A 24,748-nucleotide genomic window follows, 5' to 3' on the forward strand; every position below is an offset into this window, starting at 1 on the left:
AACATGTGCCGCTTAACAGGGGTAGAAGGGACAGGCGCCGTCCGGGTGGGGGACGCGGCCCGCCGGCGCCGGAGACAGTGAGCCATGAAGAAGACGGTGCTCATCGTCGAGGACAACGAACTCAACATGAAGCTCTTCAACGACCTGTTGGAGGCTCACGGTTACGCGACCCTGAAGACCGCCAACGGGATCGAGGCGATCGAACTCGCCCGGCGCCACCGTCCCGACCTGATCCTGATGGACATCCAGCTCCCCGAGGTGTCCGGGCTCGAAGTCACCAAGTGGCTCAAAGAGGACGACGAACTCAAGAGCATTCCGGTCATCGCGATCACGGCTTTCGCGATGAAGGGGGACGAGGAGCGCATCCGCGAGGGCGGCTGCGAGGCGTACCTGTCGAAGCCGATCTCGGTGGCGAAGTTCCTCGCCACGGTGCGCACCTTCCTGGGCGACGAGCGCCAGGCTTGAGAAGGGTCCGTCCATGTCGGCACGCGTTCTCATCGTCGACGACCTTTTTCCGAACCTCAAGCTGCTCGAAACCAAGCTCAGCCTCGAATATTTCGATGTCGTCTCGGCGATGAACGGGCCGGATGCGCTCGCGATCTGCGAGAAGGGCCTGTGCGACATCGTTCTGCTCGACGTGATGATGCCGGGCATGGACGGGTTCGAGGTCTGCCGCCGGATCAAGACGACGCCGACCACCGCGCACCTGCCGGTGGTGATGGTGACGGCCCTCGACCAGCCGAGCGACCGCCTGCGCGGGCTCGACGCGGGCGCCGACGATTTCCTGACCAAGCCCATCGACGACACGGCCCTGTTCGCGCGCGTGCGCAGCCTCGTGCGCCTCAAGGCGATGACCGACGAACTGCGCACCCGCGCCATGGCCTCGCGCGATTTCGGCTTCGGCGACCCGCTGGCGGCGGCCGCCGCCGAGACCGGGCAGAACGCCCGCCTTCTCGTCGTCGACGACCGGCGCGCCTCGTCGGAGCGGATGGCGGGGGCGCTCGGCCAGTACCATTGCGTCGAGGTGGAGGCCGATCCCCAGCGGGCGCTCGTGCGGGCGACCGAGGGTCACGTCGACGTGGCCGTGGTGAGCCTCGACCTCGACGGCTTCGACGGCCTGCGCCTGTGCAGCCAGCTGCGCTCGCTCGACCGCACCCGCGGCATCCCGGTGGTGATGGTGGCGGATGCGGGCGACCGCGACCGGATCATGCGCGGCCTCGACCTCGGCGTGCACGACTACCTCGTGCGTCCCGTCGACCGGAACGAACTCGTGGCCCGCGTGCGCACCCAGGTGCGCCGCAAGCGCTTCGCCGATTCGCTCCGCGAATCCGTCCAGGCCTCGATGGAACTCGCGGTGATGGACGGGCTGACCGGGCTGCACAACCGGCGCTACCTCGACGCGCATCTCGCCGGCCTCTTCGCCGAATCCACCCTGCGCGGCCGCCCGGTCTCGGTCCTCCTCCTCGACATCGACCGCTTCAAGTCGATCAACGACCGCTTCGGCCACGACGCGGGGGACGAGGTGCTGCGCCAGTTCGCCGAGCGCATCCGCGCCCATACCCGCGGCATCGACGTCGTGGCGCGGTTCGGGGGCGAGGAGATCGTCGTGGTGGTGCCCGATACCGGGCTCGACGGGGCGCAGCAGGTGGCCGAGCGCATCCGCGAGCGCATCGAGGCGATGCCGTTCCCGATCCACGGCGGCACGCGCGCCATCGACGTGACAGTCTCGATCGGCGTGGCGGTGCGCCTGCCCGAGGACGGCGGACCGGCGAGCCTGCTCAAGCGCGCCGACACCGCCCTCTACCGGGCCAAGGAAGAAGGCCGCAACCGCGTGGTGGCCGCCGCCGCCTGAGCCCGATCGGCGGCACGGCGCGGCGGACTGTCGCAGCGCTCCCCGCGGAATGATGCCGCGGCCTCGCTCCGGCGCCTCAGGCCCTTGATTTCAGCCGCATCTTTACAGCGCCGCCGGATCAACCTTGACAGTATAAACGAAGTCGTTCCGCCTGATCTTCGCGCATGCATCGGCGCGGGGTCTGTAGCATCCTGGGTCGACCGCAGCGTGCGAGCGTTGAACCTCGCATCGACAGGATGTCCAGCATGGAACATCAGCCGCTTCGTCACCTCCGCGACATCGCCGACGTCGAGCCGGGTCCGGTTCTGCTCGAAGGCCGCCGTGCGCGGCTTGAGCGGTGGGCCGAGATCCTCGAACGCGAGCCGGCCCGCCTGTTCGCGACCCTGGAGGAGATCGAGTTCGTGCCGCGCCGGATGCGCGCCGCGATCCGCGCCGACAACTCGCCCATCGCCTACGCCTACGCCGACCCGGTCCTGCGGGCGAGCGGGCTCGCCGGCGACACGTTCGGGGATGCGCGCAGCTTCTTCGAACTCGGGACCGGCGAGGCCCATCACCTGCTGTGCTCGTGCGTGAACGGGCGCAGCGTCACGGGCTTCGCCACCGCGCGGCGCCTGCGCCGCCTCGCCACCCGGCGCCCGGGCCTGTGGCTCGCCTATGGCTGCGCCGCCGGCCTCGCGGGCGTGCCCGGGCTGCTCTACCTGCTCGGCTGAGGGCCGGTCGCCGAAACGGCGAAGGCCGCCCGGGGCGCCGGACGGCCTTCGCGGTCGGGCCGGGCGGCTCGCGCCGTCGGGCGGGTTCGCTCGCGGGCTTACTTGATCTTGGATTCCTTGAACTCGACGTGCTTGCGCGCGACGGGGTCGTACTTCTTGAACGACAGCTTCTCGGTCTGCGTGCGCGAGTTCTTCTTCGTGACGTAGAAATAGCCCGTGTCGGCGGTCGAGACGAGCTTGATCTTGACGGTGACGGCCTTGGCCATGACGCGACCTCAGTTGTGGACAGGGATGCGTCCGGACGACCCAAACGCAAAAGGGCCGGGATAGCCCGGCCGAAACGCGGCGCCTGAATGCCCGATCCGCCCCCGAGCGTCAAGCAGCGGCGTCACGCCGGGCTCGCCCGCACCACCCGCAGGCCGACCACAACGAGATAGGCGCCGAACAGCAGCGCGAGCGACCACGCGAAGCCGTGCGGGGAGGCGAGGTCCATGCCGCCGCCGACGAGCGGGGGGCCGAGCACGAGGCCGATGTTGTAGAGCACCAGGAAGGCCGCGTTGGCGCCCGCCAGCGCCGCCCCGGTGAAGCGCGCGCCCAGATGCGCGAGGCCGACCGTGTAGAGCGTGCCGGCGATGCCGCCCCACACGAACAGGATGGCGCCGAGGAGCACGGGCTGGCCGGCGCCGAGCGGCAGCATCAGCGCGCCGAGGCCGCCGACGGCGCTCGCGGCCAGCAGCAGGCGGCGGCGGTCGACGTGGTCGGAGAGCAGGCCGACCGGGATCTGGAACAGCACGTTGCCGAGGGCCGCGAGGCTGACGAGCCCCGCCGCCTGCTCCGCCGTCAGGCCGAGCCGCAGGCCGTAGATCGGCAGGATGGCGAAGCCCCCGGTCTCCACCGCCCCGTAGACCAGGGCGGCCAGCGTCGCCGAGGGCGCGACCCGCAGGTAGCTCAAAAAGCCCCGGCCGCCCTTGCGCGGGATCTCCGGCGAGAGGCCGCGCGCCAGCAGGAGCGGCAGGGCGCCGACGCCGAACAGCACCGCGCCGGCCGCGTAGGGCGTCCAGCCCCGTGTGCCGAGCAGCCCGAGCAGGCCCGGCCCGATCGCGAAGCCGAGCGCCAGCACGGTGGCGTAGATGCCCATGACGAGCCCGCGCCGGGCCGGCGGGGCCGCTTGGTTGATCCAGAACTCGGACAGCACGAACAGCACCCCGAGCGCGGCCGAGAACACGAAGCGCAGCGGGAACCACCACGCCACGTCGAACAGTGCCTTGAAGCCGAGGAGCGACACCGCACCGACCGCGATCGCCCCGAGGAGCAGCGGCAGCACCCCGAGCCGGGCAGCGACCCGCGGCACGAAGGGCACCACCACGATGCTGGCCACCCCGGCGATGGCGGTGTTCACGCCGATCATCGTGTTCGACAGGCCCATCCGCTCCATCTCGAGCGACAGGAGCGGGATCGACAGGCTCAGGCCGATGCCCACCACCGCCACGCAGGCGATCGCCGCCGCGATGGCGGCGATGCCGGTCCGATCGAAGGTGGGCGTGGTGGTGTCCATGATGGTCCTGGCGGCCCGATGGCGGGCGGCCCGATATGGCGCGGAACCGGCCGCCGGGCCAGGGCGCCGCGTGGGGGACCGTCCTGCGCGGGGCGGCACGGCTCTCAGCGATCCCGCACGCCATGTCTCGACCCCGTCCGGTCACGGGCCTCGTCCGGGCGCGCGACATTGACCGCTCGTCGGACGCGGTCGAGAACAACCGCCAATCCATCGCATGGCTCACGAGCCACTCGGCCGGCCAGCACGCCGACGGCCGTACGACGCGATGAGCGCGAAATGATGGGAGGGACCAGTCATGCTGCGAAACATCGAAGGGCAGGTCGCCTGGATCACCGGGGCGGGCTCCGGGATCGGCCGGGCCGCCGCGGTGGCGCTCGCCAAGGTCGGGGTGCGGCTCGCGGTGTCGGGGCGCGGCCGGGAGGCCCTCGAGGCCACGGCAGATCTCGTCCGGGAGGCGGGGGGCGAGGCGCTCGTCGCGCCCGCCGACATGGGCCGGGCCGACGAGGTCGAGCGCGCCTGGGAGACCGTGCGATCCCACTACGGCCGCTGCGACATCCTGGTGAACGCCGCCGGCCTGAACGTGCCGAAGCGGAGTTGGAGCGAGATCGACCCGACCGGCATCGACACCGTCATCGGGGTCGATCTCAACGGGCCCTTCTACGCCTCGCGCCTCGTCCTGCCGACCATGCGGGCCCAACGCGACGGTCTGATCATTCAGGTGTCATCCTGGGCCGGACGCTACGTGTCCAAGCTGACGGGGCCGGCCTACTCGGCCGCCAAGCACGGCCTCGTGGCGCTCTCGGAGAGCTTGAATCAGGAGGAATGCGGTCACGGCATCCGGTCCTGCTGCATCTGTCCCGGCGAGGTCGCGACGCCCATCATCGACAAGCGCCCCGTTCCGGTCACGGCGGAGGACAAGGCGCGCATGCTGCAGGCGGACGACCTCGCGGAGACGATCCTGTTCGTGGCCCGACTCCCCCCGTCCGTCTGCGTCAACGAGATCCTGATCAGTCCGACGTGGAACCGCGGCTACCTGGAGGGCGTCAGGCTCTGACGCGCCCGGCGCCGGCGACCGGCGACCGGCGAACCGGTGACCGCGTCCGTGAGCGCGGCCGAGGCTCAGAGCTCCTCCCGCGTGTGCCGGCCCCGCACCTCGCGGAAGAACGGCACCGGCAGGAACGGGCTGAAGCCCGCGGCCAGCCGCGCCTCCAGTTCGTCGAGGACGATGTGGGTGATGCGCGGCAGGTCGAGCCTGCGGGCGTCCGCGAAGCTCACCCAGGCGAGTTCGGTGAGTTCGGCGTCCGGGCCCACGAAGCCCGGCGTCTCGCCCGCGACGGCGCTGCGCTTCACCGCGAAGAAGCGCGTGTCGAAGCGCTTGGGGCGGGCCGGCGGGGTGATGGCCCGCGCCACGAACTGCACCGCTTCGAGGTCAGGGATGATGCCGGCCTCGCGGAAGGCCGCCCAGGGGCCGTCCGGCGCCGTCTCGGGCGGGCCGTAGTCGCGGGTGCCGATCATCAGGCCGGTCTCCTCGTAGGTCTCGCGGATCGCCGCGAGCGCGAGCGCCCGGCCGAGATGGTGGGGCGGGCGCGTCACGCGCGCGGCGAGCGCGGCCTCGGCCCGGTCGTTGAGGGTGCCGACCACCGGCATGTGCCGGTCCTCGAGCTCGATCCGCCCGCCCGGGAAGACGTACTTGCCCGGCATGAACTTGTGGCCGTCGTGGCGCCGGCCCATCAGCACCGTCGGCGCCTTGCCGGAATGGTCGAGGATGATGAGGGTCGCGGCGTTCTTCGGCCGCAGTGCGGGGGCGCGGGCGGGCGCCCGCTCAGGCGCGGCGGAGGTCGGCGGTGTCCCGGTCTGCGTCGTCTCGGCCGTCGCGCGCGCCATCCGCCCTCTCCCCGCTCAGGACCGGGCTCCCGGCCAGGCTCCCGGCCGGCTCCGCCCGCCCGCGGCGTATCGCGGCGAAGCCGTGCATGCCAAGAGCGTATTGCAGCCCGACCACCGCTCCCTTCACGGGTTGGAGCAGCGCCAGCGCCATCACCAGGGTGAGGGCCGGCCAGACCGCGAGCTGCACGGCGAGCGGCACCTCGAAGCGCATCTCGGTCTCGAGGATCGCCAAGCCGACCACGTGGCCGACGATGAAGATCACGAGGTAGGGCGGCAGGTCGTCGGCGCGGTGGTGGTGGAGTTCGGCGCCGCAAGCCTCGCAGGCGTCGCGCACCTTGAGGAAGCGCCCGAACACCCGGCCCTCGCCGCAATGCGGGCAGCGGTTGCGAAAGCCCCGGGCCATCGCGGTGGTCCAGGGCACCTCCGCCGGGCCCCGCGCCGCCGGGGCGGCCTTGCCGTCGACCTCGATCACGCCCGCTTCCCCCGCCGCTTGGTCAGGCTCTCGCGCCGCTCCGGCGCCGGGCGGCCCTGGCGCAGGCTGCGCCGGGGCGCCGGCGGCGTGCGGGCGCCCTCCGACACCACCTCGAAGCGCAGCGCGCCCGCGACGGGCGCCGCCTCGACGAGGCGCACCTCGATCCGGTCGCCGAGCCGGAAGGTCTCGCCGCTGCGCTCGCCCACCAGGGCGTGGCGGTCCGGCTCGAAGCGGTAGTAGTCCGCGCCGAGGGTGGAGACCGGCACGAAGCCGTCCGCCCCGGTCTCGTCGAGCTTGACGAACAGGCCGGCGCGGGTCGCCCCCGAGATCTGGCCCGCGAAGGTGGCGCCGATCCGGTCGGCGAGATGCTGGGCGATCAGCCGGTCGATGGTCTCGCGCTCGGCCGCCATCGCGCGCCGCTCGGCCATCGAGATCTGCTGGCCGATCTCGGCGAGGTCGCCGGCCGCCATGTCCGGCAGCCCGTCCGGGCCGAGATGCAGCGCCCGGATCAGGGCGCGGTGCACCACGAGGTCGGCGTAGCGCCGGATCGGCGAGGTGAAATGGGCGTAGCGGCGCAGCGCGAGGCCGAAATGCCCCGCATTCTCCGGCGCGTAGACGGCCTGCGCCTGCGAGCGCAGGATCACCTCGTTGATGAAGAGCTGGTGCTCGGTGCCGTCCACGAGGCCGAGGATGCGGTTGAACAGCGAGGGGCGCAGCACCCCCTCCTTCGGCAGCTTGATGCCGATGGAGGCCAGCACCTCGCCGAGCGCCCGCATCTTCTCCAGCGACGGCTCGTCGTGCACCCGGTAGATCAGGGCCTGCGCCTTCGCCTCCAGCGTCTCGGCGGCGGCGACGTTGGCCTGGATCATGAACTCCTCGATCAGGCGATGGGCCTCCAGCCGCTGGGGCACCACCACCCGGTCGACACGGCCCTCGGCATCCAGGATCACCTTGCGCTCGGGCAGGTCGAGGGCGAGGGGGCCGCGGGCGTCGCGCGCCTTGGCGAGCAGGCGGTAGGCCGCCCAGAGCGGGCGCAGCACCGGGGCGAGGAGCGGCTTCGTGACCTCGTCCGGCTGCCCGTCGATGGCGGCCTGCGCCTGCCCGTAGGCGAGCTTGGCGCAGGAGCGCATCATCACGCGGTGGAAGCTGTGGCGCGCCTTGCGCCCGTCCGCCCCGATCACCAGCCGCACGGCGAGCGCCGGGCGGTCCTCGCCGGGGCGCAGCGAGCAGAGGTCGTTGGAGATGCGTTCGGGCAGCATCGGCACCACCCGGTCCGGGAAGTAGACCGAGTTGCCGCGCACCAGCGCCTCGCGGTCGAGCGCGCTGCCGGGCCGCACGTAGGCGGCGACGTCCGCGATCGCCACCGTGACCACGAAGCCGCCGACATTGGCCGGGTCGAGGTCCGGCTCGGCCATCACGGCGTCGTCGTGGTCCTTGGCGTCCGGCGGGTCGATGGTGACGAGGGGCCGGTCGCGCCAATCCTCGCGCCCGTCGAGGGTCGCGGGTCCGGCCCGCTCGGCCTCGTCGAGCACCTCGCGGGGGAAGACGTGCGGGATGCCGTGGGCGTGGAGCGCGATCAGGCTGACGGCCTTCTCGGAGGCGACCGAGCCCAGCCGCTCCTTCACCCGGCCCTGCGGCAGCCCGAGGCGGCCCTCGCGGGCGAGCGTGACGCTGACGAGGTCGCCGTCGCGCGCCTCGCCTTCCTGGCCGGCGGGAATCGCAATCTCGCGCCCCTGCGCGCGCTTGTCGACCGGCAGCACGCGGCCGCCGCCCTTCTCCAGGGCGCGGTAGACGCCGAGCGTCTCGGCCTTGTTGCGGCCCAGAAGCTTGACGACGCGGCCGACGTAGCGGCCCGGCGCCTCGCGGTCGGGCTCGACGCGCAGGAGCGCGCGGTCGCCGAGGCCGGGGGCCGGCTGCCCGCCCGCGCGGCGCCCGCGCGGCATCATCACGAGGATCTTCGGGGCCGGGCCGGCCTCCGCGTCCCACTGCGCCGGGCGCGCCAGCAACTCGCCGTCGCGGTCGCGCCCGTCGATGTCGGCGACGAGCACCGGCGGCAGGCGCCCGGCCTTGCGCAGGCCCGCCCGGTCCTTCTCGACCACGCCCTCCTCGGCGAGGTCCTTCAGCATCCGCTTCAGCTCGACCTTGTCGGCCCCCTTGAGCCCGAAGGCCTGCGCGATCTCGCGCTTGCCGACCTTGGCGGGCGCCTCGTCGATGAAGGCGAGCACGGCCTCGCGGGAGGGGAGGGCGCCGTGCTTGGACGGTTTGGGATGCGTGTGCTTGGCCAACGGACACTCAGGGAGGGGGCGGAAAGGGGCTGACGGCCGTGGCGGCTGCGCGTGCCGTGCGGATGACCCCGCTCCCGGAATATGGGCGGCCCGCCGGCGCGGGGCAACCGCGCCCGCCCGGCGGCGCCGTCAGCCCGTCGCGGCCGAGTCCCGCACGCGCTTCACCACCGCCTCGAAGTCGAAATCCGGGCCGAGCAGGGTGTCGAGGGCGACCGGGCAGGCCTGGGGCATGGTGAGGGAGGTCTGGGTCTCCTCGGGGCGCAGCTCGGGCGCCTCGGCGTCGCGCACCGCGAGCCCCCACAGCCCGTCGGGCTTGAGGGCGGAGAGGTCCTGTCCGGCCAGCTGACGGCGCAGGTCCGCGGCCTCCCGGCGAAATTCCGCGCGGCGGGTCTCGTCGGGGATGAGGGCGGCCTTGACCAGGGTGGCGAGGAGGGCGCGGAGCGCGCCGGCAGGGGAGGGGGCGTCGGTCATCCCGGCCGCTGCGCAAGGGCGGTGCCAGGGCGGAGGCCCGCGCCCATGCAAAAAGGGCCGGATCGCTCCGGCCCTCCGTCTTGCTTGGCTCCGAGACCGGCTCAGAGCGAGTAGTAGTGCACGAACTCGATCGGGTGCGGGGTCATCTCGAAGCGCATCACCTCGGTCATCTTCAGCTCGATGAACGAGTCGATGAAGTCGTCGTTGAACACGCCGCCGGCCTTCAGGAACTCGCGGTCCGCGTCCAGGCTGTTGAGGGCCTCGCGGAGCGAGCCGCAGACGGTCGGGATCTCCTTCAGCTCCGCCGGGGGCAGGTCGTAGAGATCCTTGTCCATCGCCGGGCCGGGATCGATCTTGTTCACGATGCCGTCGATGCCGGCCATCAGCATCGCCGCGAAGGCGAGGTAGGGATTGGCCATCGGGTCGGGGAAGCGCACCTCGACGCGCTTGGCCTTCGGCGAGGTCGTCCACGGGATGCGGCAGGAGGCCGAGCGGTTGCGGGCCGAGTAGGCCAGCAGCACCGGCGCCTCGTAGCCCGGGACCAGCCGCTTGTAGGAGTTGGTGGACGGGTTGGTGAAGGCGTTGAGCGCCTTGGCATGCTTGATGATGCCGCCGATGTACCAGAGGCATTCCTGGGAGAGGTCGGCGTACTTGTTGCCGGCGAACAGCGGCTTGCCTTCCTTCCAGATCGACTGGTGGACGTGCATGCCCGAGCCGTTGTCGCCGTAGACGGGCTTGGGCATGAAGGTCGCGGTCTTGCCGTAGCTCTGGGCGACGTTGTGGATGCAGTACTTGTAGATCTGCATCTGGTCGGCCATCAGCGTCAGCGTGTCGAACTTCATGCCGAGTTCGTGCTGCGCGGAGGCCACCTCGTGGTGGTGCTTCTCGACCTTGACGCCCATCGACTGCATGGCGGCCAGCATCTCGCCGCGCATGTCCTGGGCGGAATCCTGCGGCGGCACCGGGAAGTAGCCGCCCTTGATCTGGACGCGGTGGCCAAGGTTGCCACCCTCGTACTCGGTCTGGCCGTTGATCGGCAGCTCGACCGAGTCGAGCTTGAAGCCGGTGTTGTACGGGTCGGCGGAGAAGCGCACGTCGTCGAAGACGAAGAACTCGGCCTCGGGGCCGACGAAGATGGTGTCGCCGATGCCGCTCGCCTTGACGAAGGCCTCGGCCTTCTTGGCGATGCCGCGCGGGTCGCGGCCGTAGGGCTCGCCGGTGCCGGGCTCCAGCACGTCGCAGACGATCGACATCGTCGAGGCGGAGAAGAACGGATCCATGCAGGCGGTCGCCGGATCCGGCATCAGCAGCATGTCGGACTCGTTGATCGCCTTCCAGCCGGCGATCGAGGAGCCGTCGAACATCGTGCCTTCGGCGAAGATGTCCTCGTCGACGAGCGACACGTCGAAGGTGACGTGCTGCCACTTGCCGCGCGGATCGGTGAAGCGGAAGTCGACGTACTTGACGTCGTTGTCCTTGATTTCCTTCAGGACTTCCGAGGCGGTCTTGGCCATTCTCTCTGGACCCCTTCCTAGAACCGGCACACGGGCCGTCGAAAACGCACGGTCCGCCCGCGCGGCCGCGCTTGTCGCTTACTGCAGACGCCAGAACGGCACGAGGTCAGATCGCGTCGGCGCCCGTCTCGCCCGTGCGAATGCGGATGGCTTCTTCGATCGACGACACGAAGATCTTGCCGTCGCCGATGCGGCCCGTCTGCGCGGATTTGCGGATTGCGTCAACCGCACCCTCGACCAAGTGATCGGGCAGGACGATCTCGAGCTTCACCTTCGGCAGGAAATCCACGACGTACTCGGCGCCGCGGTAGAGTTCCGTGTGCCCCTTCTGGCGGCCGAAGCCCTTCGCCTCGATCACGGTGATGCCCTGGAGGCCGACCTCCTGAAGGGCCTCCTTCACCTCGTCGAGCTTGAAGGGCTTGATGATCGCTTCGATCTTCTTCATGCCGGGCGGGCCTGGTTCTGCAACGGTTCCGGCGGCATTCCTACCATCGCGCTTCGCCGACCGCCACGGGGATTTCCGGGGTGATTTCGGTGGAGTCGCCCGTGAGTTGGGCCGTTTCTGCCCGTTTGTTAAGCAATCCTTTGCCGCAACCCGGCCCCGCCTCCGGCTCGCCGGAGGAGGCCCGCAAGGATGCCCCCGCAGGAGGACGCCCATGGATGGAACCGTGCTGCTCACCACGGCGCAGATGCGCGAGGCGGATGCGGGGGCGATCGCGGCGGGCATCCCCGGCTTCACGCTGATGCAGCGGGCCGGCGCCGCCGTGGCGGCGCGCGCCGTGGATCTCGCAGGGGAGGGCGCCCGCATCCTCGTGCTGTGCGGCCCCGGCAACAACGGCGGCGACGGCTTCGTGGCGGCCCGCGACCTCGCGGCGGCCGGGCGCGCGGTCGACCTCGCCCTGCTCGGCTCCCGCGACGCGCTGTCGGGCGACGCCGCGCAGGCCGCCGCGGCCTGGACCGGGCCGGTGGCGGACGCGGTCGAGGCCGACCCGGCGGGCTACGCCCTCGTGATCGACGCGCTGTTCGGGGCGGGACTCGCGCGGCCGCTGGAGGGGGCGGCGCGCGCGCTCGTCGAGCGGCTGAACCGGGCCGGCGTGCCGGTCCTGGCGGTCGACGTGCCCTCGGGCCTCGACGGTGACACCGGCGTGCCGCGCGGCCCCGCCGTGCAGGCGAGCGAGACCGTGACCTTCGCGCGGCTCAAGCCCGGCCACCTGCTCCTGCCCGGCCGGTCCCTGTGCGGGCGCCTCACGCTCGCCGACATCGGCATCCCGGATGCGGTGGTGGAGGGGCTTGGGGCGAAGGCCTTCGCCAACGGGCCGTCCCTGTGGCGCGGGGCGTTCCCGCGCCTCACCGACGCCAGTCACAAGTACACGCGCGGGCACGCGCTCGTGCTGTCGGGGCCGGCGACGCGCACCGGCGCGGCGCGGCTCGCCGCCCGCGGGGCGCTGCGGATCGGGGCGGGCCTCGTCACCGTGGCTTCGCCCCCGACGGCGCTGGCCGAGAACGCCGCCCACCTCACGGCGATCATGCTGCGCCCGTGCGCCGGGGCCGACGACCTCGAGGACATGCTGGCGGACGAGCGCCTGAACGCCATCGCGGCCGGCCCGGGGCTCGGCACCGGCGGGGCGACGCGCGAGATCGTGCGGGTGGCCGCCGAGGCCGGCCGCGCCCTCGTCCTCGACGCCGATGCGCTCACGAGCTTCGCCGGCCGCGCCGGCGACCTCGCCGGCCATCTGCGCGAGGGCGGCGCGCAGGCGGTGCTCACCCCGCACGCGGGCGAGTTCGCGCGCCTGCTGGGCGGGGTCGCGGCGGTGCCGGAGGGCTCCAAGCTCGAGCGCACGCGGGCCGCCGCCGCCTTCCTGGGCGCCGTCCTGGTCCTCAAGGGGGCCGACACGGTGGTGGCGGCGCCCGACGGCCGGGCGGTCGTCAACCACAACGGCGCGCCCTGGCTCGGCACCGCGGGATCGGGCGACGTGCTGAGCGGCCTCGTCGCCGGGCTCCTCGCCCAGGGCATGCCGGCCTTCGAGGCCGCCGCCGCGGCGGTCTGGCTGCACGGCGAGGCCGGGCGCCGCCACGGCCCCGGGCTGATCGCCGAGGACCTGCCCGAGCTGATGCCGGGCGTGCTCGCCCGCCTGACCGGGTTCGAGGCGCCGGCCTGAGGGTGCCCGCCTTCGGCGGGCCGTCAGGTCACCTCGAAAGAGGTCCACAGGCCGGTGTCGAAGCGCTCCAGGGCGGTGGCGCTGATGAGCCAGCGGCCCGGGTTGTCGGCCTGGAAGGCGATGCGGGCGGTGCGCCCTTCGAGGAGCTGGAACGTGTCGAGCCAGTAGGGCTCCCAGCCGTCGTCGAGCGGGTGCAGCAGCCGGAAGGCGTGCCCGTGCAGGTGCAGGAATTGCGGGAAGGCGGTCTGGTTGGTCAGCGCTAGCACCACCACGCTGCCGCGCTTCACCGAGAACAGCGGGGCGGCTCCCGCCGTCCCGGCGGCGCCGTTGACGGTCCAGATCCGGGTGGGATCGCCCGAGAAGCTCGGCGGCGCGTCGGGCTTGGCCTTGTCGAGGCTCGCCCCGCCCGCGAGGGTCAGCTCGCGCCGCACGGCGTTCTGCAGCTTGATCTCGGGCGGCAGCAGCCGGTTCTCGCCGATCGGCGCCACCGGGGGCCGGGCCGGCACCGGGTCGCCCTTGGGCACCACCACGGCGAGCGGGATGCCCTGCGCGATCAGGGCCGTCACCATGCCCCTGCCCTCGGCCGGCACGTCGAGGAGCACGTCGTAGCGGGTGCCGGGCGGGAACGGCAGCGTGGCGCGCAGCGGCTCGAAGGTGTCGGTGGGCTGGCCGTCCACCGCCGCGACCCAGACCTTCAGCCCGTCGAAGCGGATGCGGGTCGCGCGGGCGTTGCAGGCATTGGCGAGCCGCAGCCGCAGCCGCGTGCCCGGCGCGGCCTCGATGCTCTCGGGCACCGGCCGGCCGTTCACCGTGAGGGCGTTGCCGAGCCGGCCGGAACTCGCCGCGAAGGCGACCTGCCCGAAGGGCGCGAGGCTGCCGTCCGGCTCCAGGCGCCAGTCCTGCAGCACCAGCGGCACGTCGCGATCGACCACCGGGGGTTTCGCCTCCTCGACCACGAGCAGGCCCGCGAGGCCGCGGCCCCCGGGCTCGCTCGACCCGCCGATCACGAGCGGGCGGATCAGCGCGGTGCCGGCATCCGGGGGCGTGAACTCGTAGAGGAAGCTCGCGCCGGGCTGCACCGGCGCCTGGGTCACGCCGCCGACCCCGTCCATGGCGTTGCGGTTGCGCACCCCGTGCCAGTGCAGCGAGAGCGGCTTGTCGGTCCGGTTGTCGAGGCGCAGCCGCACCGGCTCGCCGAACCTGACCCGCAGGACCGGCGGCGCGCTCCTGCCGTCGAAGGACCAGACCGGGGTCTCGGGGGCGGGCTCCGGCCGCAGGCGCGCGGCCGCCGGGCCCGCCGTCAGCACGCGCGGCTCGGGCGGGGGCGGCGTCTGCGCCCGGGCGCCGGGCGGCCGGGCGGCCGGCATCAGGGCGAGGGCGGCCCCCGCGAGGAGCGCGCGGCGGGTGGGCGGGGTCGACGGCATGGCACCTCGCTGACGGGTCGGCCTGTGTGGGTCGACCGCCTTGATAGCGGTCCGCCCGCCCCCGCGCGAGCGCCCGGCCGCGCGCCCAAAATTCTTGCTGCGCGTCCGCCGGACCATGCTATAGAGCGCCGCCCGAGCGCCGCGGCGACCCCGGGCGCGCGCGTTGCGGGCGTGGCGGAATTGGTAGACGCGCTGGATTTAGGTTCCAGTGACGATGAGTCGTGGGGGTTCGAGCCCCTCCGCCCGCACCAGTTCCCTTCAGCCCCGCGCGCAGGACACGTCCCGCGCCGCGGGGCGACACGACGGAATGGCTTCTCACATCAGGGCCGGCCCGCCTGACTGACGGTTCCCGCCGTGACGGCTCCTCTCGCCGTCCGGGTCCGCAGGCGGTCCGCAGGATTCAAGGGCGGAACGACGACGATGCAGGTGACCGAGACCAAGTCCGAGGGGCTCAAGCGCGAATTCCAGGTGGTGCTCGCCGCGGCCGAACTCGAAGACCGGCTCACGAACGAACTGGCCGGGATCAAGGACAAGGTCCAGCTGAAGGGCTTCCGCCCCGGCAAGGTGCCGGTGGCGCACCTGCGCCGGGTCTACGGCCGGTCGATCATGGCCGACGTGGTGCAGAACGCCGTCACCGAGGCCAACCAGAAGATCGTCGAGGACAACAAGCTCAAGCTCGCCCTCGAGCCCCGGATCGAGATGCCGGAGGACAAGGCCGAGATCGAGAAGGCGCTCGACGCCAAGGCCGACCTCGCCTTCACGGTCGCCCTGGAGGTGATGCCGACCTTCGACCTCGTCGACCTGTCGGACGTCAGCCTGACGAAGCCCGTCGCCACGGCCTCGGACGAGGAGGTGGAGACCGCCATCACCCGCATGGCCGAGCAGAACCGCTCCTTCGAGGACCGGCCCGAGGGCGAGGCGGCGCAGAGCGGCGACCGCGTGGTGATCGACTTCGTCGGCCGCATCGACGGCGAGGCGTTCGAGGGCGGCAGCGCCGAGGACGCCAACCTCGACCTCGGCTCCAACACCTTCATCCCGGGCTTCGAGGACCAGCTCGTCGGTGCCAAGGCCGGCGAGGCCCGCGCCGTCACGGTGACCTTCCCGGAGGCCTACCCGGCCGCGAACCTCGCCGGCAAGGAAGCCGTCTTCGACGTGACCGTGAAGGCCGTGAAGGCCCCGGCCGAGACCAAGATCGACGACGAGCTCGCCAAGGCGTTCGGGCTCGACAGCCTCGACGCCCTCAAGGAGGCGGTGCGCGGCTCGCTCTCGCAGGAGCTCGAAGCGCAGTCCCGCCGCCGGGTGAAGAAGGCGCTGCTCGACGCGCTCGATGCGCGCTACGCCTTCGAGCTGCCCCCGAGCCTCGTGCACCAGGAATTCGCCGCCGTCTGGGCGCAGGTCGAGAGCGACCTCAAGAGCCGCGGCAAGACCTTCGAGGACGAGGGCACCACCGAGGAGCAGGCGCAGGCGGAGTACCGCCGCATCGCCGAGCGCCGGGTGCGCCTCGGACTCGTCCTTGCGCAGGCCGGCGAGAGCGCCGATATCAAGGTCTCGGACGATGAGGTGAATCAGGCGCTCATCGCCCGGCTGCGCCAGTTCCCGGGGCAGGAGCGGGAGGTCTACGACTTCTACCGCAAGAACCCCCAGGCGATGGCCGAGCTGCGGGCGCCGCTGTTCGAGGAGAAGGTGGTTGACCACGTCCTCGGGCAGGTCAAACTCGTCGAGGAGCCCGTCTCGAAGGAGGCGCTGTTCGCCGACGACGAGGAGGATGCGGCCCCGGCCGCCGAGCCCTCGTCCGAGGAGACCGCGAAGAACGAGACTGGCGCGGCCTGATCCGGCCCGCGGCCCTCGCACGGGCGGCGGACCGGGCGGGCCGAGGCGCTCCCGATTCGCCGACACCCCGGCCGCAGCGGCGCGGCCGGGTTTCCCACTCGCAGGGCCACCCCGATGAGAGATCCCGTCGACTACTACAACAGCGCGCTCGTGCCCATGGTGGTCGAGCAGTCGAGCCGCGGCGAGCGCGCCTTCGACATTTACTCGCGCCTGTTGCGCGAACGCATCATCTTCCTGACCGGGCCGGTCGAGGACTACTCCGCCTCGCTGATCGTGGCGCAGTTGCTGTTCCTCGAAGCCGAGAACCCGAAGAAGGAGATCTCCTTCTACATCAACTCGCCGGGCGGCGTGGTCACCTCCGGCCTGTCGATCTACGACACGATGCAGTTCATCCGCTGCCCCGTGGCCACGCTCTGCGTCGGCCAGGCGGCCTCGATGGGCTCGCTCCTGCTCGCCGCCGGCGAGGCCGGCCATCGCTTCGCCCTGCCGAACGCCCGGATCATGGTGCACCAGCCCTCCGGCGGCTTCCAGGGCCAAGCCACCGACATCCTCATCCACGCCCGCGAGATCGAGGCCCTGAAGCGGCGCCTCAACGAGATCTACGTCAAGCACACCGGCCGCGACTACGACACCATCGAGCAGGGCCTGGAGCGCGACAACTTCATGACCGCCGACGCGGCCAAGGAGTGGGGCCTGATCGACGAGGTGCTGCAGAAGCGGGCCGAGGCGCCCGCCGCCTGAGCCGGAACGCCGCCGGTCCCCTCGGGATTAACCAACCCCCGGAGCCGATGCGGCCTTTTGGCGAGGCCGTGTCGCTTTCGTGGGATTGATCCGGAGGTGGCTGCGTGTTTGCATCACGATTCTGCGTCGGGCACCCGGCCGCGTAGGCGAAGGCGGTGACTGTTTCTTTAGCCGGGTGCCACTATCTAGAGGGACGCGGCCCTCGCCCTCGGGGCGACGGCCCGTCGGGGACTTGGAGACCCATATGAGCAAGGCTGGCGGCAACGACTCGAAGAGCACGCTGTACTGCTCGTTCTGCGGCAAGAGCCAGCATGAGGTCCGCAAGCTGATCGCGGGCCCGACCGTCTTCATCTGCGATGAGTGCGTCGAGCTGTGCATGGACATCATTCGCGAGGAATCGAAGTCCTCGCTGGTGAAGTCGCGGGACGGCGTACCAACCCCCAAGGAAATTCGGCGGGTCCTCGATGATTACGTCATCGGGCAGGACTTTGCAAAGAAGGTCCTGTCGGTTGCTGTGCATAACCACTACAAGCGCCTGGCGCATGCGACCAAGCACAACGACGTCGAGCTGGCGAAGTCGAACATCCTGCTGATCGGCCCGACCGGGTCGGGCAAGACGCTGCTGGCCCAGACGCTCGCGCGCATCCTCGACGTGCCCTTCACGATGGCCGACGCCACGACGCTCACCGAGGCCGGCTACGTCGGCGAGGACGTCGAGAACATCATCCTGAAGCTGCTCCAGGCCTCCGACTACAACGTGGAGCGGGCGCAGCGCGGCATCGTCTACATCGACGAGATCGACAAGATCTCGCGCAAGTCCGACAACCCGTCGATCACCCGGGACGTCTCGGGCGAGGGCGTGCAGCAGGCGCTCCTCAAGATCATGGAGGGCACGGTCGCGAGCGTGCCGCCCCAGGGCGGGCGCAAGCACCCGCAGCAGGAATTCCTGCAGGTCGACACCACGAACATCCTGTTCATCTGCGGTGGCGCCTTCGCGGGGCTGGAGCGGATCATCTCGGCCCGCGGCAAGGGCACGTCCATCGGCTTCGGCGCCACCGTCCAGGCTCCGGACGACCGGCGCACCGGCGAGATCTTCCGCAACGTCGAGCCGGAGGACCTGCTGAAGTTCGGGCTCATCCCCGAATTCGTCGGCCGCCTGCCGGTGCTCGCCACCCTCGAGGATCTCGACGAGGTCGCGCTCAAGCGGATCCTGCAGGAGCCCAAGAACGCGCTCGTCAAGCAGTACCAGCGCCTGTTCGAGATGGAGAACGTCGACCTCACCTTCCAGGAGGAGGCGCTCACCCTCGTCGCCCGCAAGGCGATCGAACGCAAGACCGGCGCCCGCGGCCTGCGCTCCATCCTGGAGAGCATCCTGCTGGAGACGATGTACGACCTGCCCGGGCTCGACTCGGTGGAGCAGGTGGTCATCGGCCCGGAGGTGGTCGACGGCAAGGCGCGGCCCCTCTACATCCACGGCGACCGCAACAAGGACGCTCCGCCCGCGAGCGTCAGCGCCTGACGGCTTCCGGGGCCGCCGCGACAGCGGCGGCCCTTCGCGTCTCGACCCAGTGTTTCAACTCTTGCGGCCGGGGTGGCACGACGCTTGAAAGAAGCGCCAGCAGGGACCACCTCACCCTCACGCGGCGGCCGCACGCTCACTCGGAGGTGCGGTGCCGCGGCCCGGCCGCCTCTCCCTCCGACCCCCGCGGCCCGGTCGGACCCTCGTTCCGCCTGTTCATCCTCGAAGGTGCGGAACGTCAAGGGCGCCCCCATCAAGGAAGTCAGTCAATGACCCAGCCGAAATCGCGCCAGCCCGTCGTCCCCGGCTCCACCGGGACCTACGCGGTTCTGCCGCTGCGCGACATCGTGGTCTTCCCGCACATGATCGTGCCGCTGTTCGTCGGGCGCGAGAAGTCGATCCGCGCGCTGGAGGAGGCGGTCAAGGCCGATCGCCACATCCTGCTCGCCACCCAGGTCAATGCCACCGACGACGACCCGGCCACCGACGCGATCTACACCATCGGCACCCTCGCCTCGGTGCTCCAGCTCCTGAAGCTCCCCGACGGCACCGTCAAGGTGCTGGTGGAGGGCGCGGGCCGCGCCAAGATCCGCACCTTCGTGCGCTCCGACGAGTTCTACGCGGCGGAAGCCGAGACGCTCCCCAACGACCTTGGCGACCGCATCGAGGCGCAGGCGCTCGCGCGCTCGGTGATCTCGGAGTTCGAGAACTACGTCAAGCTGAACAAGAAGATCTCGCCCGAGGTGGTCTCGGCGGTGGTCCAGATCGAGGAGCCCTCCAAGCTCGCCGACACGGTCGCCTCGCACCTCGCGGTCAAGATCTCCGACAAGCAGGCGATCCTCGAGATCCCGACCGTCGCCGAGCGGCTGGAGCGCGTGCTCTCGCTGATGGAGAGCGAGATCTCGGTGCTGCAGGTCGAGAAGCGCATCCGCACCCGCGTCAAGCGGCAGATGGAGAAGACCCAGCGCGAGTACTACCTGAATGAGCAGATGAAGGCCATTCAGAAGGAGCTCGGCGACGAGGACGGCCGCGACGAACTCGCCGAACTCGAGGACAAGATCGAGAAGACCAATCTGTCGAAGGAGGCCCGCGACAAGGCGATGGCGGAGCTGAAGAAGCTGCGCCAGATGTCGCCGATGTCGGCCGAGGCGACGGTGGTGCGCAACTACCTCGACTGGATGCTCGGCATCCCGTGGGGCAAGCGCTCGCGCATCAAGAAGGACCTGCTCGGCGCCCAGAGCCTGCTCGATTCCGACCATTTCGGTCTCGACAAGGTCAAGGAGCGCATCGTCGAGTACCTCGCGGTGCAGCAGCGCGCGAACAAGCTCACCGGCCCGATCCTCTGCCTCGTCGGTCCCCCCGGCGTCGGCAAGACCTCGCTCGGCAAGTCGATCGCCAAGGCCACGGGCCGCGAGTTCGTGCGCATGTCGCTCGGCGGCGTGCGCGACGAGGCCGAGATCCGCGGTCACCGGCGCACCTATATCGGCTCGATGCCCGGCAAGATCGTGCAGTCGATGCGCAAGGCCAAGACCTCGAACCCGCTCATCCTGCTCGATGAGATCGACAAGATGGGCATGGATTTCCGCGGCGACCCGTCCGCGGCGCTGCTCGAGGTGCTGGATCCGGAGCAGAACGCGACCTTCAACGACCATTACCTGGAGGTCGACTACGACCTCTCGCACGTGATGTTCGTGACGACGGCCAACACCCTCAACATCCCGCCGGCCCTGCTCGACCGGATGGAGGTGATCCGCATCGCCGGCTACACCGAGGAGGAGAAGGTCGAGATCGCGCGGCGCCACCTGATCCCGAACGCGCTCAAGAAGCACGGGCTCGCGGCGGCCGAGTGGTCGATCGCCGAGGACGGCCTGCTGCTCCTGATCCGCCGCTACACCCGCGAGGCGGGCGTGCGGAACCTGGAGCGCGAGATCTCCAACCTGATCCGCAAGGCGGTGAAGGAGATCCTGATCTCCAAGGTGAAGAGCGTGACGATCACGGCCGACAACCTCGACACCTATCTCGGCCCGGCGCGCTTCCGCTACGGCGAGGTCGAGGCGGACGATCAGGTCGGGGTGGTCACGGGTCTGGCCTGGACCGAGGTCGGGGGCGAGCTGCTCACGATCGAGGGCGTCATGATGCCCGGCAAGGGCAAGATGACGGTCACCGGCAACCTGCGCGACGTGATGAAGGAGTCGATCTCCGCGGCCGCCTCCTACGTCCGCTCGCGGGCCGTCGACTTCGGCGTCGAGCCGCCGCTGTTCGAGCGCCGGGACATCCACGTCCACGTGCCGGAGGGGGCAACCCCGAAGGACGGGCCGTCCGCCGGCATCGCCATGGCGACCGCCATCGTCTCGGTCATCGCCGGCATCCCGGTGCGTCGCGACATCGCCATGACCGGCGAGGTGACGCTGCGGGGCCGGGTGCTGCCGATCGGCGGCCTCAAGGAAAAACTCCTGGCGGCGCTGCGCGGCGGCATCAAGACGGTGCTGATCCCCGAGGAGAACGCCAAGGACCTCGCCGACATCCCGGCGAGCGTGAAGAACGGTCTCGAGATCATCCCGGTCTCGCGGATGGACCAGGTGCTGGAGAAGGCGCTGGTGCGCCTCCCCGAGGCGATCGAATGGGACGAGACCCTGCCGGCCTCGACCCAGAACCGCACCGAGGACGATGCATCGGGGCTGGTGGCGCACTGACGCCACCGCTCACCGGCATCCCACGACATGAAGAAAGGCCCCGGACGTCGCCGTCCGGGGCCTTTCTTGCTGTCCACGCCCCGCTCCGGCCGTGCGGCCGGGCGGGCCTGATCCCGGCTCAGGCGCTGCGGCGCCGGCCGAGCCCGCTGTTCTTCGCGAGTTCCGAGCGCTGGGCGGCGTAGTTGGCCGCCACCATCGGGTAATCGTGCGGCAGACCCCACTTCTGGCGGTACTGCTCGGGGGTGAGGCCGCGCGTCGAGAGGTGGCGCTTGAGCGACTTGTACTGCCGGCCGTCCTCCAGGCTGATGAGGTAGTCCGGCGTCACCGTCTTCTTGATCGGCATCAGGGGAACCGGCTTCTCCGGCTCGGCCGCCACGGGTGCCCGGAGCCGCACCAGCGACGTGTGCACGGCGCCGATCAGGCCGGGCAGATCGGCCAGCGGCACGGAGTTGTTCGAAACGTAGGCCGCGACGATGTCGGTGGCGCGTTCGATCAGTTCGATTTCTTGGTCTTGGTCCTGCATCGGGTGCTCCGGTTCACAGAGTGACAGCCCCATGCGTTCAGCGGGCCATCGCGTCAATGTTTATTTCGCGGAATGCGACAGTTTTACACGAGAGTATCGGATCGGTTTGGTTGCGATACGATCGGAGACGCCTGCGGCAGAGATCGACCGAGCCGACGTCTACCCATGCGCCAGGGTAATACAGGCCTTGCAGAGAAGGCTCGGCGATGCCGCCCGAGCCGCCGGCGCGCCGGGCCGGCCCCGCGCCCGCACGGCTGATTGTGCTGCGGCGGCCCCCGCCTCTATAACCCGCCTCTGTCTCATCGCGGCGGCGTCGAGGTCCTCCCCGGCGGGGATCTCCGCCCGCGCATCATCGCCCCGGGGAGTTCCATGGCCGGTCATTCGCAGTTCAAGAACATCATGCACCGCAAGGGCCGCGTCGATGCGGTCCGCTCGAAGGTCTTCGGCAAGCTCGCGCGCGAGATCACGGTCGCGGCCAAGCTCGGCACCCCCGATCCGGCCATGAACCCGCGCCTGCGCGCGGCGGTCCTCGCCGCCCGCGCCGAGAACATGCCCAAGGACAACATCGAGCGGGCGATCAAGAAGGCGGCCGGCGGCGACGCCGAAACCTACGAGGAGATCCGCTACGAGGGCTACGGCCCGGGCGGCGCGGCCCTGATCGTCGAGGCGCAGACCGACAACCGCAACCGCACCGCCTCCGACGTCCGCTCGGCCTTCACCAAGGCCGGGGGCAGCCTCGCGGAGACCGGGGCGGTGTCCTTCATGTTCGACCATGTCGGCCTCGTCGCCTTCGAGGCGGGCGTGGCGGATGCCGACACGATGCTGGAGGCCGCCATCGAGGCGGGGGCCGACGACGTGCGGTCGGACGAGAGCGGCCATGAGGTCACCTGCGAGCAGGGGGCGCTCGGCGAGGTCGCCAAGGCGCTGGAGGCCCGTTTCGGCGAGCCCCGCCGCACGGCCCTGGTCTGGCGCCCGCAGAACACCGTCGAGGTCGACGACGAGACCGCCGAGAAGCTGGTCCGTCTCGTCGAGATGATCGAGGACCAGGACGACGTCCAGAACGTGTTCGTGAACTTCGCGGTCTCGGACGCCGTGATGGCCAAGCTCCAGGCTTGAACCCCCAGACTTGAGGCGGGCCACACGGCTTCGTGACTTGGGACGGCACATCGTGCCGTTCCCCTGCCGCAATGCCGTGATGTCTTGCCCGCATGACGGACTGGAATGAACCGGCGCAGGTCGTGGTCTGGCCCGAGGCCGAGGGTGACGAGCCGCAGGATCGCGGGACCGTGACGCTGCGCGAGGCGGTGCGGACGGCCCGGGCGGCCCCGCGCGAGCGCCGGATCTGGATCATCATGGCGGACGGCCACATCCTGCGCCCCGGCGAGATCGCGGCCCTGACGGCGGAGCTGCCGCCGGAGGCGTGAGCCTCGCTCATACCCGCAGGGTGTATAAGGGCGCGGGCTGCCCTATCTGTCTCCGGCTTCAGCAGTCTTCGCCGAAGCGCTCGCCGCTGCGGCCGAGCCCATGCTGTTCCCGGGAGCCCATGCTCGTCTTCGAATGGATCGTCGGCGTCCTGATGGCCGCCGTGCTGCTGGCGGCCCTGGCACGGCGGCTGAGAGCCCCGTTTCCGGCATTGCTCGCCCTCGGGGGGGTCGGACTCGCCTTCGTGCCGGGCGTGCCGGAACTGCGGCTCGATCCCGATCTCGTGCTGGCGCTGTTCCTCGCGCCGGTGCTGCTCGATGCCGGATTCGACACCTCGCTGCGCGACATGCGGGTGAACTGGCTGCCGATCGCCGGCCTCGTGATCGGCGCGGTCGGCCTCACCACGGCGGCGGTGGCCCTGGTGGTGCGCTGGCTGGTGCCGGACATGCCGCTCGCCGCCTGCATCGCGCTCGGCGCCATCGTGGCGCCGCCGGACGCGGTGGCGGCCCTCTCGGTGCTGCGTCACGTCTCGCTACCGCACCGCCTGGTCACCATCCTCAAGGGCGAGAGCCTGTTCAACGACGCCTCGTCGTTCCTGATCTACCGGTTCGCCGTTGCGGCGGCGGTAGGCGGCAGCGTCTCGGCCGGCGACGTGCTCCCGGCCTTCCTCGTCGGCGTGGTGGGCAGCCTCATCGCCGGCCCGGCGCTGGCATGGCTCTACGCCCAGCTCCTGCGCCGCGTCACCGATGCGCCGAGCACCATCGTGCTCCAGTTCGTCTCGACCTTCGGCGTCTGGCTGCTGGCGGAGCGGATCGGCCTGTCGAGCGTCCTCACGGTCGTCACCTTCGGCATCACGCTGGCGCGCCTCTCGGCCACGATGACGCCCGCCCGCCTGCGCGTGCCCTCGAACGCCGTGTGGGAGACCGCGGTCTTCATCCTCAACGTGCTCGCCTTCGTGCTGATCGGCAGCCAGATCGGGCCGATCCTCGACGAGCTGGCGGCGCACGAGGGCGAGCAGGCCGCCCTCGTCGCCTCCCTCGTGGTCCTGACCGCCGTGCTGGTGCGCCTCGCCTGGGTGATGGGCGCCAACGGCGCGGCGCGGCTGGCGCGCCGCCTCGGGATGCTGCGGGGGCCGGCGCCCGCGAGCCTGCCGGCCGCCACCGTGGTCGCGTGGTGCGGCATGCGCGGCGTCGTCACGGCGGCGCTCGCCCTCGCGCTGCCGCAGGATTTTCCGCACCGGGACCTCGCGGTGCTCACCGCCTTCTGCGTCGTCCTCGGCACGCTGGTGCTGCAGGGCCTGAGCCTGCGGCCGCTCCTGGCGTGGTTCTCCCTGCGCGGCGACGACGTCGTCGGGCGCGAGGCGGGCGTCGCCCGGGCCGCGGCCTACCGCGCCGCCCTCGACAGCCTCGCGGGAGACCGCTCGCCGCACACGGCGGCGTTGCGCGACGAGTTCGAGGCCGCGCTGCGCGAGGCCGACCGGGACCGGGAGGGGAGGGCGCCCGCCGCCCTGCCGGCGGACGCGCCGCGCCGCCGGGCGATCCGGGCCGCGCGCGGCGCGATCCATGACCTGCGCCAGCGCGGCGCGATCGGCGACGACGCCTATGCCTGCCTCGAGGAGGAACTGGACTGGGCGGAGCTGAGCGCCACGCCCCGCGACGACCTCTGACCCGCCGTCCGGACGGGATCGTCCGGAC

At 71.2% G+C, this 24,748-nt stretch carries 22 protein-coding genes and 1 tRNA gene; 13 read left to right on the forward strand and 10 right to left on the reverse strand.

All coding sequences use genetic code 11. The features are described 5' to 3' along the window. Positions 1 to 84 precede the first annotated feature (84 nt). The 3 genes from MFF61_RS01920 (at position 85) to MFF61_RS01930 (ending at position 2,562) form a co-directional block, all read left to right on the forward strand. Positions 85 to 465: a response regulator gene (locus tag MFF61_RS01920; protein ID WP_238233426.1), complete on the forward strand. Its 381-nt coding sequence runs from the start codon at positions 85 to 87 to the stop codon at positions 463 to 465. A 13-nt stretch (positions 466 to 478) separates the two neighbouring features. Then, positions 479 to 1,852 (forward strand): PleD family two-component system response regulator, encoded by a 1,374-nt coding sequence (locus tag MFF61_RS01925; RefSeq protein WP_238233427.1) that lies wholly within the window; start codon positions 479 to 481, stop codon positions 1,850 to 1,852. A gap of 245 nt (positions 1,853 to 2,097) precedes the next feature. Next, positions 2,098 to 2,562: a hypothetical protein gene (locus tag MFF61_RS01930; protein ID WP_238233428.1), complete on the forward strand. Its 465-nt coding sequence runs from the start codon at positions 2,098 to 2,100 to the stop codon at positions 2,560 to 2,562. Between the two features lie 98 nt (positions 2,563 to 2,660). On the opposite strand, the gene rpmG is transcribed toward MFF61_RS01930, so the two are convergent. Together rpmG and MFF61_RS01940 are read right to left on the reverse strand one after the other, a co-directional pair. Continuing rightward, complete coding sequence (rpmG, locus tag MFF61_RS01935) at positions 2,661 to 2,828, reverse strand: 50S ribosomal protein L33 (RefSeq protein ID WP_238233429.1); 168 nt, start codon at positions 2,826 to 2,828, stop codon at positions 2,661 to 2,663. 122 nt (positions 2,829 to 2,950) lie between these two features. Further along, positions 2,951 to 4,117 (reverse strand): MFS transporter, encoded by a 1,167-nt coding sequence (locus MFF61_RS01940; protein WP_238233430.1) that lies wholly within the window; start codon positions 4,115 to 4,117, stop codon positions 2,951 to 2,953. A gap of 295 nt (positions 4,118 to 4,412) precedes the next feature. Between MFF61_RS01940 and MFF61_RS01945 the strand changes: the two genes are divergently transcribed. Continuing rightward, positions 4,413 to 5,171, forward strand: coding sequence for an SDR family oxidoreductase (locus tag MFF61_RS01945; protein ID WP_238233431.1), 759 nt, complete (start codon positions 4,413 to 4,415; stop codon positions 5,169 to 5,171). 65 nt (positions 5,172 to 5,236) lie between these two features. On the opposite strand, the gene MFF61_RS01950 is transcribed toward MFF61_RS01945, so the two are convergent. The 6 genes from MFF61_RS01950 to MFF61_RS01975 form a co-directional block, all read right to left on the reverse strand. Continuing rightward, complete coding sequence (locus MFF61_RS01950; RefSeq protein WP_238233432.1) at positions 5,237 to 6,001, reverse strand: NUDIX hydrolase; 765 nt, start codon at positions 5,999 to 6,001, stop codon at positions 5,237 to 5,239. Next, positions 5,940 to 6,473, reverse strand: a complete 534-nt coding sequence (locus tag MFF61_RS01955; protein ID WP_373324551.1) for a DUF983 domain-containing protein — start codon at positions 6,471 to 6,473, stop codon at positions 5,940 to 5,942. The genes MFF61_RS01950 and MFF61_RS01955 overlap by 62 nt, the downstream gene beginning before the upstream one ends. Then, positions 6,470 to 8,758, reverse strand: coding sequence for a ribonuclease R (rnr, locus tag MFF61_RS01960; RefSeq protein ID WP_238233433.1), 2,289 nt, complete (start codon positions 8,756 to 8,758; stop codon positions 6,470 to 6,472). Before rnr ends, MFF61_RS01955 begins: the two co-directional genes overlap by 4 nt. A 129-nt stretch (positions 8,759 to 8,887) precedes the next feature. Then, positions 8,888 to 9,229 (reverse strand): hypothetical protein, encoded by a 342-nt coding sequence (locus tag MFF61_RS01965; protein WP_238233434.1) that lies wholly within the window; start codon positions 9,227 to 9,229, stop codon positions 8,888 to 8,890. Between the two features lie 101 nt (positions 9,230 to 9,330). Next, positions 9,331 to 10,743 (reverse strand): type I glutamate--ammonia ligase, encoded by a 1,413-nt coding sequence (gene glnA, locus MFF61_RS01970; RefSeq protein WP_238233435.1) that lies wholly within the window; start codon positions 10,741 to 10,743, stop codon positions 9,331 to 9,333. Between the two features lie 106 nt (positions 10,744 to 10,849). Continuing rightward, positions 10,850 to 11,188 (reverse strand): P-II family nitrogen regulator, encoded by a 339-nt coding sequence (locus tag MFF61_RS01975; RefSeq protein ID WP_015933704.1) that lies wholly within the window; start codon positions 11,186 to 11,188, stop codon positions 10,850 to 10,852. Between the two features lie 211 nt (positions 11,189 to 11,399). On the opposite strand from MFF61_RS01975, the gene MFF61_RS01980 reads away from it, so the two are divergent. After that, entirely contained in the window at positions 11,400 to 12,902 is a 1,503-nt protein-coding gene (locus MFF61_RS01980) for an NAD(P)H-hydrate dehydratase (RefSeq protein ID WP_238233436.1), read from the forward strand. Between the two features lie 23 nt (positions 12,903 to 12,925). Here the strand turns inward: MFF61_RS01980 and MFF61_RS01985 are convergent, their stop codons facing one another. Continuing rightward, a complete protein-coding gene (locus tag MFF61_RS01985) occupies positions 12,926 to 14,326 on the reverse strand; it encodes a multicopper oxidase family protein (protein WP_238233437.1) in 1,401 nt (466 codons plus the stop codon). A gap of 165 nt (positions 14,327 to 14,491) precedes the next feature. Here MFF61_RS01985 and MFF61_RS01990 point away from each other — a divergent pair. The 5 genes from MFF61_RS01990 to lon all read left to right on the forward strand — a co-directional run bounded on the left by MFF61_RS01990 (position 14,492) and on the right by lon (position 21,109). Then, a tRNA-Leu gene (locus MFF61_RS01990) sits at positions 14,492 to 14,577 on the forward strand. A 169-nt stretch (positions 14,578 to 14,746) separates the two neighbouring features. Further along, positions 14,747 to 16,156, forward strand: a complete 1,410-nt coding sequence (tig, locus tag MFF61_RS01995) for a trigger factor (protein ID WP_238233438.1) — start codon at positions 14,747 to 14,749, stop codon at positions 16,154 to 16,156. Between the two features lie 114 nt (positions 16,157 to 16,270). Continuing rightward, the gene (locus tag MFF61_RS02000) at positions 16,271 to 16,897 is read left to right on the forward strand and encodes an ATP-dependent Clp protease proteolytic subunit (protein ID WP_238233439.1); all 627 of its coding nucleotides are present in this window, start codon (positions 16,271 to 16,273) and stop codon (positions 16,895 to 16,897) included. Between the two features lie 244 nt (positions 16,898 to 17,141). Further along, a complete protein-coding gene (gene clpX / locus MFF61_RS02005; RefSeq protein ID WP_238233440.1) occupies positions 17,142 to 18,416 on the forward strand; it encodes an ATP-dependent Clp protease ATP-binding subunit ClpX in 1,275 nt (424 codons plus the stop codon). A gap of 269 nt (positions 18,417 to 18,685) precedes the next feature. Beyond that, entirely contained in the window at positions 18,686 to 21,109 is a 2,424-nt protein-coding gene (lon, locus tag MFF61_RS02010; protein WP_238233441.1) for an endopeptidase La, read from the forward strand. Positions 21,110 to 21,227: 118 nt separating this feature from the next. Here lon and MFF61_RS02015 read toward each other — a convergent pair whose 3' ends face one another. Further along, positions 21,228 to 21,632, reverse strand: coding sequence for a Ros/MucR family transcriptional regulator (locus MFF61_RS02015; protein ID WP_238233442.1), 405 nt, complete (start codon positions 21,630 to 21,632; stop codon positions 21,228 to 21,230). 369 nt (positions 21,633 to 22,001) lie between these two features. On the opposite strand from MFF61_RS02015, the gene MFF61_RS02020 reads away from it, so the two are divergent. The 3 genes from MFF61_RS02020 (at position 22,002) to MFF61_RS02030 (ending at position 24,720) form a co-directional block, all read left to right on the forward strand. Further along, the gene (locus MFF61_RS02020; protein WP_238233443.1) at positions 22,002 to 22,748 is read left to right on the forward strand and encodes a YebC/PmpR family DNA-binding transcriptional regulator; all 747 of its coding nucleotides are present in this window, start codon (positions 22,002 to 22,004) and stop codon (positions 22,746 to 22,748) included. Between the two features lie 92 nt (positions 22,749 to 22,840). Next, positions 22,841 to 23,056, forward strand: a complete 216-nt coding sequence (locus MFF61_RS02025; protein WP_238233444.1) for a hypothetical protein — start codon at positions 22,841 to 22,843, stop codon at positions 23,054 to 23,056. A gap of 119 nt (positions 23,057 to 23,175) precedes the next feature. Then, on the forward strand, positions 23,176 to 24,720 hold the full coding sequence (locus MFF61_RS02030; protein ID WP_238233445.1) for a cation:proton antiporter: 1,545 nt from the start codon (positions 23,176 to 23,178) through the stop codon (positions 24,718 to 24,720). The last annotated feature ends 28 nt before the right edge of the window (positions 24,721 to 24,748 follow it).

Origin of the sequence: Methylobacterium isbiliense (assembly GCF_022179325.1) — a bacterium.
Taxonomy (GTDB): Bacteria; Pseudomonadota; Alphaproteobacteria; order Rhizobiales; family Beijerinckiaceae; genus Methylobacterium; species Methylobacterium isbiliense.